Here is a 13,047-nt window from a genome sequence, read left to right as displayed (position 1 = left end):
TGTGACAAAAGAATTTAAACATTTAGAATTTGCTAAAACACCACCGATGGGCTGGAACAGCTGGGATTGTTATGGAGCTTCTGTCCGCGAAGAAGAAGTAAGAGAGCATGCAAAATACATGAGTAAAAATTTAAAAGAATATGGCTGGGAGTATATCGTTGTAGATATCCAATGGTCTGAACCAGAGGCGAAGTCTACCGTTTATAATGATTTTTATCCTTTAAATATGGATGAGTATTCCCGCTTAATTCCAGCTGAAAATCGATTTCCATCATCAAAAGATGGAAGAGGGTTTAAAGAGTTAGGGGATTATATACATAGTTTAGGATTGAAGTTTGGAATTCATATTATGCGGGGGATTCCTCGGCAGGCGGTACATCAAAATACAGCAATAAAAGGAACCGAAAAACGTGCTCGTGATATTGCGAATAATGACATCTGTCCATGGAACTCCGATATGTATGGTGTCAATGTGGATATGCCAGAGGGGCAAATATACTATGATTCACTGTTCGAACTGTATGCTTCCTGGGGAGTGGATTTTATTAAAGTAGATGATATCGCTCATTCGAAACTTTATGATGATGCCCATAAAAAGGAAATAGAAGCAATTCGAAATGCAATCGATAAAACAAATCGTCCGATTGTTCTGTCTCTATCACCCGGACCTGCTCAATTAAAAAACGGTAGTTTCTTCCAAGATCACGTAAACATGTGGCGGTTGACTGACGATTTTTGGGATTCGTGGGATGCTCTTTATAAAATGTTCGATCGTACTGCAGAATGGCAATCGTTTGTACGACGAGGAAATTGGCCGGATTGCGACATGCTTCCTTTGGGACATATTGGTATTCGTGCAGTTGATGGAGGCGGTGGTGATAATTGGACAAGGTTCACCAAGGATGAGCAATACTTATTGATGACGTTGTGGACAATCTTCCAATCACCATTAATGTACGGTGGTACCTTGCCGGATATCGATGATTTTACTTTGTCTTTGTTTACAAATGAAGAAGTCTTGGAAATGTATCATACTATTACCGAAAGACGCCAAGTATATCGGGACAAAGAATGGGTTGTTTGGCAAGCAGCTAGCACTGAATCTGAATTCGTAGCAATTTTTAATGTTTCAGAAGATGACTTGAATCTTCCAGAAAATTTACGTTCTGATTTTGTAGGAAAAGACACAGCGAGAAATCTCTGGGAGAAAAAGACAGTAAAAGTACAGAATCAAAAAATTCATAGACACGGAGCATTACTGCTTAAGAAGTAAGAAAAAGGACGCTTTCGACAAATAAAACGGACCCTATAGAATGGACACAAAAAAATCCTTCTATAGGGTGTTTTTATTTATAATGAGAGAGAAGTTGGAGCGGAACGAATATGGCGAAAAGAGTACTGATCAAAAACTAAGATAGTTCGTGGTATCTAGTAATTTGGTCACACGGGTAGATAAGTTAAAATTAATATTTATTACGCTTAAAAAATCTTCACATAATTATATTTTACCAATTAGGTAATCTTGCTTCCCATCTCGTAAAAAAATTGGCAAAGTATCTATATTAGCAGAAGCTTCAACAAATTGTCCTCCGTCATAAGCTTGGTTGTTTCTTGCATCAATCCATTTAGATCCTTCTGGTAAATACACTGTTCGCTTTTTTGAACCTGATTCGATGATTGGAGCTACTAGAATATCGGGTCCAAACATGTATTGTGTCTTAAGATTCCATGTTATTTCATCGTTAGGAAACTCGTAAAACATGGCACGTATTACTGGCGAACCAGTTTCATGAGCTTCTTTCATCAAAAAACGGGTATAATCCTTCATTATTTCTCTTATTCCAATGAATTTTTTCATAATTTCATAATTATCTTCGCCATAACTCCATATTTCATTATCCGCACCTGTCTGTTCAGTCTCCTCGCCATCTGCTTTGAATATTTTTGTATGTGGAATTCTAGATCCATGAATACGCATAACTGGACAAAACGTGCCATACTGGAACCAACGAATAAGTAATTCTTGGAATTCAGATTTTGTTACATCCCCCCCGTGAAAACCACCAATATCTGTTGTCCACCATGGTATTCCGGCTAATCCCATTTGTATTCCAGCAACAATCTGATTTTTGTAATCTTGGAAGGTGGAATGAATATCTCCTGACCAAACTAGGGCTCCATACTGCTGACTACCAACCCAAGCACAACGTACTAGTTTAACCGTATTTTCTCCGTCTTGGGCTTCCCCTTCATGAAATCCTCGAATATACTCACGAGGATATATATTACCTTGTTGTAAGACACTCCCTGAGTAATAACGATACATATCATAATCATAGGTCCCAAATTCCGGTTCTGCTTCGTCTAACCAAAATAATTTAATACCATAGTCAATGTAGTTCTTTTTTACTTTTCTCCACACATACTCACGTGCTTTTGGATTTGTAGCATCGTAGAAAACATTATTACCAAGGAACAGCATCTGAACATCGATGCCGCGTTCTGTCTGAACGAGCAAACCATTATCTTTAAAAACTTGGAAATTTTCGCTCCTTACATCAATTTGTGGCCAGACAGAGACCATTAATTCTATTCCATAAGACCTCGCCTCATCCACCATTGCTTTGGGATCAGGGAAAAAATTTGAATCAAATCGATAATCACCGCATCTTGGCCAATGATAGTAATCGATAATTAAAACATCTATGGGGATATTTCGTTTATGATATTCGCGAGCAGCTTCTAAGACCTCCTCTTGAGTAGAATAACGTAACTTGCTTTGCCAAAAACCTAATCCATATTCCGGCATCATAGGAGCCCTTCCAACAGCTGCACTATATTGGAACTCTATTTCACTTGGAGTATCTCCAGCTGTAATCCAATAATCTAATTGCTTTGTACTATCCACTCGCCATTCAGTTGTATTACTCCCAAATGAAACAGATCCAATTGCTGGATTATGCCATAAGAAACCATATCCTTTGTTTGAAACATAAAATGGGATAGATGCTTGTGAGTTACGATGAGCTAGTTCAAGATTACAACCTTTTAAATCCAAAATGTCCTGTTGGTATTGCCCCATGCCATAAATTTTTTCATCTTCATTTGCTTCAAAAGAAGCAGTTAAACGATAATCACCGCCAATGATAGATTTGAATAGGCGAGCCTTTTTTATTAATGCACCACCACTATCCATTTCTCGAATTAAAAGTTCATCTTTGTCATTATAGAAACTAATCTTCCCACTTCTATTCCACCAATTAGAGCTATCTATAATCGCTTTGATTTTCCCATTCTGGATAGTAGCAATTTCACCCTCAATATTCACAATTGCTTTAGATTCTAGTGGTAAAAGCGCACTACAAGTTAAATCAATTTCACCATTGGGAGTACTAACGACACGAAAACCATTCTCACCCCACGCAATTATTTTTATTCTCTCATTGGCATTTTGGCATTCTAAAAAATTTTTCCCTTTTGTAAGTATAGACATTTTTTACCTCCTCAAATAAGTTAGTTTGTCTTTTAATTTTAGAACATTAACTGCTGGGAATCATGCAAATTAATGGCAATGAATAGCAAAATCATGTCATTTTTCTAAATTCTGAAGGGGATATTCCAAAACACTTACGAAAAGATGAAGAGAAATAATTGCTGCTATCAAATCCTACCAATTGCGCGATTTCAATTATTTGTAAATCAGTTTGTTGTAGTAATTCGGTAGCTTTTTGTAATCGAAATTGATTCAAGTAATGTATTGGAGAGGTTCGAAATGACTTTTTGAAGAAACGTGTAAATTGCTCTTTACTAAGCATAACTGAATTAGCTAAAGAGGAAAGTGTCAGTTTTTCATCAAAATTTGATGAAATAAATTCGATGATCGTACGTTCTCGTTCTTCTTGTAATTTTTTAGCATTCGTTTTCTGAATTTTTAGATTTTTTGTCTGAATAAGTTGAGCTAATAATTGAATGATAACTCCCTTAATTAGTAACTCGCGACAAAAAGATTCCTCTATAAAAGTTTTTTCAAAAGTATGGATGAGTTTTTGCACTTCACTTTGTTGTTGTGACCCAGGTAAGAGAATATAGTTAGCTGAAAATGGGTTTTCTAAAAATGGTTGTAATTGCTCTCTTTGGATTTTATCAGCCGTCTTGCTTGCTATTAAATCAATCGAAAATACTATGGAGCAAAATCGGCAACGTTCATTATTTATTCGATAAGCGATATGAAGTAGATTTGGTGGGATTAAGGCTACCGAATTTGGGCCAATTATATAGGAAACCCCATCAATAATTAATTCTAGTCTACCATCCAAAACATACAAGATTTCTAACTCTTCATGCCAATGAGGAACAAAGAAAAAGTTTTGCCAAGTATCTGATATATCCGAATACCAAGCTAAAGGAAAATCGCTAGTTCCATGAATTGTTTTTTCTTTATATTTTTGTTTTTCTATCATTTGTTTGACTTCGAATGAAATAACTTAGTTAAAATTAAAGAGAAAGTAAGCCTCATTCGATTTTCCTCCTTCATGTAAATTTATATGGGAAATTTATCCACATATTGAAAAGAGTATAAAAGAAACAGTTAGCAATTATTTTTTAAATTATAGTTGTCAGGTAGGATATATCCTTTGCAAGGGCTGTGAGCAAACCTAACTAAGTATAGCGAGCCTACAGGACAGTAGAACATCTATAGTCATGAAGAGTGGGTATTGATTTTAACAGACCTATATTTTTAGAGAAAATGTAACTAGAAAAAATTATTAAAACAAAAATTCATTCTCCGATTTTGATAAAAGTATCATTAAAAGTAGAATGAATTTTTTTGAGAGTTTTATAAGTGTTTTCTATCTTTAATGTTTTTCAGGTCAAGCTGGTTCCGTTTTTTCTTTATGAGAATTTGGTTTAGCGAAATTTTTATTAAGTTCTTTGATTATGAATTTGAGTTAAATAAAAAGATTTTCCATGATGCAATCAAAATCGGGAGCGTCAATAATTTTGTGTAAATGATTCTTCCCTACTGCAGATTGTTTCTAATTCTCAATCAGTTGGCTCAGCATTTGTTCGAGCTCGCCTTCGGCCTGTTGGAAACCTTTATGACTGCGACCTAGGAATTTTTGGTTGTAAGTATCAAAAGACGAGACTAAGAAACGTTCCATCGACTCTTCATTTTGGAACTGTTCCTTGCGGTGGCTGTATTTCTTGATTTGCTTATTAAAGGATTCAATCAAGTTCTTAGAGTAAATACTCTTGCGTATGGCTAATGGGAAATCATAGAAAGTGAGCAGGTAATCGTTCGAAAGGATCGATTCCACCATTTTTGGATAGCAGGTTTTCCACTTTTCCGCAAAAGCACCACGTGCTTCCAATGCCGCCTTTTTAGATGACGCTTGATACACCATTTTAAAATCATCACAGACTTCCTTACGATCATCGACACGCACTTTGTGACTGATATTACGGGAAACGTGCACACAGCAATGTTGAAAACGGGCTTTGGGGTAGAACCGCTGCACGGCCCCTGCCATCCCCTTTAAGCCATCCGTGATGAAAAGGAGGACGTTTTTCACGCCACGTTCCTGGAGGTCTATTAAAATCTCTTCCCAAATCGTGATAGATTCAGTTGGTGCAATCGCATAGCTCAACACTTCCTTTGAACCGTCCGGGCGAATGCCTACTGCGATATGAATGGCTTCCTTGGCAACGGTTTTCCGCTTTAAAGGGATATAGGTTGCGTCCATATAAATAGCGGAATAACGGTCATGAAGCTCACGTTCCTTAAATGAAGTGACTTCTTCCGTAAATGATTTAGTCATATTGGACATGGTTTGGGGCGTGTAGTGATGCCCATACATTTTCTCAATCAAGTCTGCGATTTCCGACATGGTAATACCTTTTCGGAAGAGGTGAATGACGGTCTCCTCTAAGGTATCATTCGTCCGTCTATAAGCAGGAACAGTCTGTTGCTTGAACTCGCCGTTGCGGTCGCGCGGAATCTGGAGATGAAGTTCCCCGTACTCGGTCTTGACCGTACGGTCATAGGAGCCGTTACGAGAATTCCTCGTGTTAAAACCAATGCGATCATACTTTTCGTAATCGAGGAAAGCTGTTAACTCCGTTTTGAGAAGCGTATTGACTGCTTTCTCCAAATGGACACGGAATAATTCATTCAAATCGCCTTTGTTCGCTAGAGTCTTTAGAATTTCTGTAGTAAAATCGTTCATATGGAAGTCCTCTTTTCTGTGAATGTGTTGTGGTAACTCTATTCTACAGAAGGGACTTCCTTTTTTCTATTTACGCAAAATATTTTACACTCTCTCAAAATCTAATTTCAATAATAATAAAAGCATATTTCAATCAAAAACATGTGATAAGTTTTTTTTATTATGAATAATAGGTTTTAACAACAATGTCTTGTTCGTGGTTCCCAAAACTTTTTCCAAACAGTGTCACTCCCCCGATGTTTTCACTGTCTTCTTTTACTTCAATACGGATATCCCAAATATCTAATGAATCATCAATCTCCTCTAAAGTAACGGGAGAAAGCACATCACCATCCATGTAAGTTCCGTGATCGGTAATTCGAATGGTTTTTAGTAGACCGTACTGATTTAAATTATCCGGCCAATATTCAGGATTTAATTTTCCTCTTGTATCTCCGAAATCCCCTGGACTTGTCCATGTTCCTAGTTCAATACCGTTCAGTGAAAAAGTAATATCAGAAGGCCACACATCATTTGAAAATGGAAATTCTGAACTAATCTCCATACTTATATCGATCTGCTGTAAGGTATTGTCTTTTTGTAAAAAATTAGGGATTTTGTATTCAACGTATCCAGAAGTAAACCACAAGATACTGGCGTTCATACGTCTGGAGTCCATGAAGTATCTTGGTTCATCAACATTTCCAATAAAATCTTTGCTGTCCGCAAGACCGCAAGTCGGTTGGATATTGTAATCCGTGTAGTGACCTACAGGAATCGTTGTTTCATAAAGTTCAAATGAAGGATAAATCTTAACAGGAAATACAATATCGATATGATCGACCTTTAAGATCGATAATTTTTGCAAGCCAGATTTGCCAGGTATCTTTTCTGTTTTTATTATTGCTGCTTCTTCAAGTTTTTTAATATGCTTAGAAGTAATTGCGCTGCTTAGTTGAAGTTCAGCAGCGAGTTCTTTTATGTTCATTTTTTTATTTGATAATAATTGAATTATTTTTAAGCGAACATCACTTGCTAAAGCTTCATACACAACTAAAGAAGATTGAGAAATATCTAGTTGCATATCATCACCTACTTTCTTTATTAACTCCCATGTGATTAATATAAACCTTAACTACGATAAAGTCAAATACAATTAAAGTTAGAGGACAATACATCTTTAAGGGGCTGGTTAGTTACCCTTTATTAGCATTATCTTCTACTTTTCATTAAGTTAACGTATATATTAACTTAGTTTTTTTAATATGAATTAAGATAACATAAATGTTGTTGACAGCGCTTGCTTATATAGTTATAATTACTTTAATGTTAATTTAATGGGTTTTAGTAAAGGGAGGTTGGGAAAGAAAGCTTAAAGGGAAAGAGTTCAAGGATGTATTCAATAAAATTAAAATAAGGCCAAAAGGATAGAACTGGTAAATAATGGAATCAAGACAACGTGCTGTTAATTTAATATTTATAAACATGCATAATCCTTAGTATGATGCATAGGGGAGTAACTTGAATTTGGGGAAATATTATGAGAATGTCATTTAGCTGAATTTTTAAGGAGGACTTTGATGAGTTTAAAAATCATGAATTGGATAAATATTGTTGTAGTTTATTTTATCCTTAATATGTTATTTATTCTAACCACTTGCTTAGGGTTTTTTTTCTTCGGTTTAATACCTAGTTTGATGACGGTATGCAAAATAATAAAGATGGAGGGAATATTTAACCAAAATTATAAGTTTATATGGCAGTTATATTTTTTTGAGTTTAAAACTTGTCTCTCCAATGAAACAAAAATTGTTCTATCTGGAACGCTAGCATTAATTTTATTAATTATGAATATTTATGTTATTCAACAAACCAAATTTTTGTTTTCTTTGCTATTTTTACCATCATTATTTTTTCTATTAATTTTGATTTTATTTATACTCAACTTTACATTTATCAATAAAAAAAATATTTCTATTGTAAAAAAAATAAAATTTTCATTAGTGATACCGTTGATTAAGCCTAGCCAGTTTATTTACTTATTAGTATTAATAGAATTTTTTTACATTATTTACCTTGTCAGAACTGAAATAGTGTTCTTTGTTATACCATGTTTTGTATCTACTTTTTTCTATATTTTAAAAAGACAATACAATAAAAAATTTAAAGAATTAATTTGATTGTTTGGAGGAAGAAAAATGAATACGAGTAAGCTTTACAGAAAAGAGAAACAAGTAGCATTTTTATTTGTATTATTACCAATCGTGGGATTTTTACTTTTTTCAGCAATCCCTATTTTGGTTTCTGTATACACATCTTTAACTAATTGGAATGGATTAGCTAAAATGGAATTTATAGGATTTGAAAATTACATAGAAATATTTGAAGATGAATATTTTTATAAAGCTATCTGGAATACGTTGTTTCTCATGTTGGGAATCCCAGTTGGTTTGTTTCTATCTTTTATCTTAGCGAGTTTATTAAGTAGAGAATTCAAAGGAACCAATTTTTTTAGAACAACATATTATATACCTGTAGTGTCATCGCTAGCAGCAGTGTCTATTATGTGGCAATGGGCTTATAATGGAGATTTTGGATTAGTTAATCAAGTACTTTCTATTATAGGAATTGAAGGACCTAACTGGCTACAAAATGTTTCTACTGTTAAACCTGCAATTATTATTATGTCCATTTGGAAAGGTATAGGATATTCCATGCTGTTATATATAGCTGCGATAAAAAGCATTCCTAAATCATATTATGAAGCGTCTGAATTGGATGGAGCCTCTCGTTATCAAAAGTTTAAATTTATTACTTGGCCCATGGTCAAACCTGTAACATTCTTTTTAGTAGTAACAAATATTATTTCAGGTTCTCAAATTTTTACAGAAATAAATATTATGACTCCGGATGGAGGGCCAGAATTTAGTTCAGCAAGTATTGTTTGGTATATTTGGAGAAAAGCTTTTAGTAATTTTCAAATGGGATACGCAAGTGCTATGTCTATTGTTTTAGGGATACTGATTTTTATTATCACTGCAATTCAATTTTATATCAATAACAAATCGGATTACAAAATAGAATAGGAGATAACAATGAAGAAAGATCGCATAAATAATATTATCTTTTTTATTGTACTAAGCTTTGGTTGTGTAGTTATGATTGGTCCACTAGTCTGGATGGTCTCAACCTCTTTTAAAACTAAAACGGGAGTCTTGGCTTTGCCGCCTCAATGGATTCCGAATCCTTTCACAATAGATGCTTATAAAAGATTATTAGAATTGGAAACAATTTTTTCAGGAATAAAAAATACAATTTTAGTTTCTTTAAGTGTTACAACTCTTGGGACCATAACTTCAAGCTTAGCTGCTTTTTCATTTGCTAAATTAAGATTACCTTTTAAAAATTTAATCTTTTTGTTGCTTCTAGTTGCATTAATGATTCCATATCCAACATTAATGATTCCACAATTTGTAATGTTTTCTAAAATTGGCTGGGTAGATACGCTTTTGCCCTTAATTGTTCCAGGTGTTTTCGGTAATATTACAATGATTTTCTTTTTGAGACAATATTTATCTAATGTACCCGATTCTGCAATAGAGGCTGCTAAAATTGATGGTGCTGGCTATTTGCAAATATTTGTAAAAATTATATTACCATCAATTAAACCAGCCATTGCTGCACAATTTATTTTATGGTTTATGGGTGTATGGAATGATTATTTAGCACCGTTAATTTACCTTAATAGCCCCGAAAAACAAACTTTACAAGTAGTGATAGCAAGCTTGAATTCTCAGTTCGCCTTACAGACGGATTATCCTTTAATTATGGCAGCGTCTGTAATATCGATAATACCTGTATTGTTAGTATTCATTATTTTTCAAAAACAAATTGTAGAATCCATAGCATTATCTGGTGGGAAATAGGATAGGAGAGATTTTTGAATGACCGACCTTTTTTATGAAAAGACAATATTGAAGCCCTTGTTTAATACCGGTTATCTTGACGCTGGAACAACGTATCCTAGACTTATCAAGTTAAATGAGGAAAACAAAAAAGGAGTTTTTTTAGCAACCTGCGACCAAGGGCAGTTGATTAAAGGAAGACAGGTATGGCCGATTTTTAGAACTGAAGATTATGGAAAGACATGGGATAAAATAATTGATTTTCAAAATGATTATGAGGACTGTCCTCTCCAAATGAATCCCGTTCTCTTTGAAATACCAAAAGGTACAAATGGGTTCGAATCGGGGATGATATTATTATCAGGTATTATAAAACCACAAGATATTTCTAAAACTATCTTACCTATCTATTATAGTAAAGATGGAGGGTATCATTGGAATAGACTAGCTCAAGTAGATGGTGGTGGTCCGGCGATTTATAACAATTCACCTGAAGCAAAAACAACTGCTATATGGGAACCACTTTTTTTTGTAAATAAATATGGTGATTTGACAATAGGTTATTCGGATGAACGGATGAAATCAGAAGGGATTTTACAAGCACTTGTTTTGAAATATTTTAATCCTAATAAAAATACTTGGTCTCCCATATATCCAATGGTAGCATATCCACATCCTTATCACAGACCTGGAATGATAAGTATTGTACGGACTAAAAATAGTGGATATGTAGGTGTTTATGAAGTTGTTAATTCTCCATCTATAGAAAAAAATTTTGCTGAAATCTTTGTTTGTCATTCTGAAGATGGGTTAGTTTGGAATTTTCAAGATATGGGAACTAAGATAAAAACCAGAGATGGAGTTGTTCCAGGATCTGCACCATTTGTATCAACAATAAATACTGAGAAAGGAGAAGCTATCATTGTTTCTTCAAAGTGGATGATAGTAGAAAATGAAGTTAGAAATTGTCAAGACTTATTTATAAACTATACAGATGGTTATGGATATTGGGATAGAATTCCAATGCCAATTAGTTATAACTGTGTTAATACTGAGGTAGAAAACAGTGCGTACAGTCAAAGTATTTTAGGTGGTGATAATGAACTATTTCAACTTGTTACAGTCAATAATGAAAAGACACAACTAAATGACTTAATGTTTGGTTCTTTAAAATTACCTGATTTTACAATTGATGCTAAACAGATGGGAGAGGAAAATAATATATTAACATTTCTAACAAAAGATGCCACTTCAAGTAGGGTGGCGGAGTTGACTGTAATTAGTCGTTTAAGAATAAAAGTACCATCCACTAATTTTATTAATTCAATAGCTATAAGATACAGGTCAGTTTCTTATCCATCAACACTTTTGTTATGGATTAATAACCAACCCAGATTAATTTATCTAGAAAAAACTCACAAGAAATTTAAATGGATATTTGTTAAAGTGAATGAAATTATTTATTCGGAAATTTTTATAGAAGATTTGCAAGGAGCAAGGACAATTGAAATAGATAGTTGTAATTTCTATTTTAAAAATTGAGAAAGAAGATTCCGATTTAAGAAAAATATAAAAAAATTAGGGAGAGTGTTTTTCTATGAAAAAATTTATGTTAGTAATTACGATTTTCAGTTCGTTAATTCTCTTTACAGCATGTCAGAACAGTGAAAATGAATCGGGTGATTCAAGTAAAAAAGAAATTACAATGATGTTGACTGGGAATCAAGAAGAACAAGATGCATACGAACAAGTGATAAAAGAGTTTGAGAAAGAAAATGATGTAAAGGTAAAAGTTATTCCAACTGATGGTAGTCAGTATAAAACTAAATTACAGGCTGCTATTTCTGGGGGGAATGTTCCTGATGTTTTTTGGTTTGAACAAGTAGACTTTTTAACATATGTAAATAATGGTGTATTGTTAGAAATGGATGATTATCTAAGTGATGAAGCTAAAAATGATATTGATGGAATTTGGCCAATGGCTGTTAAAAATTTTCAGTTTGATGGTACTGATGTAGGAGCTGGTACACATTACGGTTTACCAAAAGATGCAGCACCATTTGCTCTAGGTTATAACAAAACTATGTTTGAAGAAAATGGAATCGAGTTGCCAGACAAAAGCCACAGCTTTACTCAAGAAGAATTTGTAACGATTGCAAAAAAACTGACTAAAGATACTAATGGAGATGGAGAATTAGATCAATGGGGTACTGGACTTGATGTTAGATGGTCACTTCCTTCGTTTGTTTGGGGAAATGGAGGAGATTGGTTGAATGAAGACGCAACAAAAGTGACTATTGATACACCTGAATTTATAAGCGCTTTACAAGAATTTGTTAATTTACAAATTAAGTATGAAGTAACTCCTTCAGTTTCTCAAGGACAAACGTTAGATACTTATCAAAGATGGATGAAAGGAGAGCTAGCATTTTTTCCAGTGGGACCTTGGGATATGGGAACTTATCAAAAACTTGACTTTGAATACGACTTGATACCTTGGCCAACAGGACAATCAGGCGATTGGGCTACTTACTTCCAGTCTACGGGTATCGGTGTTTCAGCAAATACAAAATCGCCTGAAGATGCAGTTGAATTAGTAAAATATTTGTCTACTTCTGTAAAGGGACAAGATGCATTAGTTGAAGCATCAGTACAAATTCCTAACAATGTAGAAAAAGCAAAAGAATGGGCTTCTGATACATCATCCAGACCTATAAATAAACAAATATTTTTAGATATTTTAGATACAAATGGAAGATCATTGCCAATGACGAGAACGTATACTAGCGAATGGTACGATGAGTTTTTCACAAACATTCAACCTGTCCTAGATGGAAAGAAAACAGCTGAAGAATATGTGAAGGAAGCACAACCAAAGATGCAAAAATTATTAGATAAATCAATTTCAGATCAATAGAAATGAGGAACTCTTAATG

10 protein-coding genes are annotated in these 13,047 nt (G+C 34.1%); 6 read left to right on the top strand and 4 right to left on the bottom strand.

All coding sequences use genetic code 11. The features are described from left to right. The first annotated feature begins 46 nt into the window (after nucleotides 1-46). Nucleotides 47-1,273 carry an alpha-galactosidase gene (locus EJN90_RS02215; protein WP_126112213.1) on the top strand — a complete coding sequence of 409 codons (1,227 nt, stop codon included), beginning with the start codon at nucleotides 47-49 and terminating at the stop codon, nucleotides 1,271-1,273. Nucleotides 1,274-1,498: 225 nt separating this feature from the next. On the opposite strand, the gene EJN90_RS02210 is transcribed toward EJN90_RS02215, so the two are convergent. The 4 genes from EJN90_RS02210 to EJN90_RS02195 all read right to left on the bottom strand — a co-directional run bounded on the left by EJN90_RS02210 (nucleotide 1,499) and on the right by EJN90_RS02195 (nucleotide 7,290). Continuing rightward, nucleotides 1,499-3,493, bottom strand: coding sequence for a glycoside hydrolase family 31 protein (locus EJN90_RS02210; RefSeq protein ID WP_126108668.1), 1,995 nt, complete (start codon nucleotides 3,491-3,493; stop codon nucleotides 1,499-1,501). Between the two features lie 91 nt (nucleotides 3,494-3,584). Beyond that, nucleotides 3,585-4,460, bottom strand: coding sequence for an AraC family transcriptional regulator (locus EJN90_RS02205; RefSeq protein ID WP_227872553.1), 876 nt, complete (start codon nucleotides 4,458-4,460; stop codon nucleotides 3,585-3,587). 576 nt (nucleotides 4,461-5,036) lie between these two features. Beyond that, a complete protein-coding gene (locus EJN90_RS02200; protein WP_126108667.1) occupies nucleotides 5,037-6,227 on the bottom strand; it encodes an IS256 family transposase in 1,191 nt (396 codons plus the stop codon). A gap of 160 nt (nucleotides 6,228-6,387) precedes the next feature. Next, nucleotides 6,388-7,290: an ArsR/SmtB family transcription factor gene (locus EJN90_RS02195; RefSeq protein WP_126108666.1), complete on the bottom strand. Its 903-nt coding sequence runs from the start codon at nucleotides 7,288-7,290 to the stop codon at nucleotides 6,388-6,390. A 496-nt stretch (nucleotides 7,291-7,786) separates the two neighbouring features. Here EJN90_RS02195 and EJN90_RS02190 point away from each other — a divergent pair, with 496 nt between their 5' ends. Genes EJN90_RS02190 through EJN90_RS02170 form a run of 5 tightly spaced genes read left to right on the top strand, consistent with a single transcriptional unit; the run spans nucleotide 7,787 to nucleotide 13,028 of the window. Continuing rightward, nucleotides 7,787-8,386 (top strand): hypothetical protein, encoded by a 600-nt coding sequence (locus tag EJN90_RS02190; protein ID WP_126108665.1) that lies wholly within the window; start codon nucleotides 7,787-7,789, stop codon nucleotides 8,384-8,386. 18 nt (nucleotides 8,387-8,404) lie between these two features. Further along, nucleotides 8,405-9,292 (top strand): carbohydrate ABC transporter permease, encoded by an 888-nt coding sequence (locus EJN90_RS02185; RefSeq protein WP_126108664.1) that lies wholly within the window; start codon nucleotides 8,405-8,407, stop codon nucleotides 9,290-9,292. Between the two features lie 9 nt (nucleotides 9,293-9,301). Next, entirely contained in the window at nucleotides 9,302-10,132 is an 831-nt protein-coding gene (locus EJN90_RS02180; protein WP_126108663.1) for a carbohydrate ABC transporter permease, read from the top strand. A gap of 18 nt (nucleotides 10,133-10,150) precedes the next feature. Continuing rightward, nucleotides 10,151-11,653, top strand: coding sequence for a hypothetical protein (locus EJN90_RS02175; RefSeq protein ID WP_126108662.1), 1,503 nt, complete (start codon nucleotides 10,151-10,153; stop codon nucleotides 11,651-11,653). Between the two features lie 55 nt (nucleotides 11,654-11,708). After that, on the top strand, nucleotides 11,709-13,028 hold the full coding sequence (locus EJN90_RS02170; RefSeq protein WP_126108661.1) for an ABC transporter substrate-binding protein: 1,320 nt from the start codon (nucleotides 11,709-11,711) through the stop codon (nucleotides 13,026-13,028). The last annotated feature ends 19 nt before the right edge of the window (nucleotides 13,029-13,047 follow it).

Source organism: Jeotgalibaca ciconiae (assembly GCF_003955755.1).
Lineage (GTDB): Bacteria > Bacillota > Bacilli > Lactobacillales > Aerococcaceae > Jeotgalibaca > Jeotgalibaca ciconiae.
Note: the sequence above shows the minus strand (reverse complement) of the source record. Positions and strands in the feature narration are given on the sequence as shown.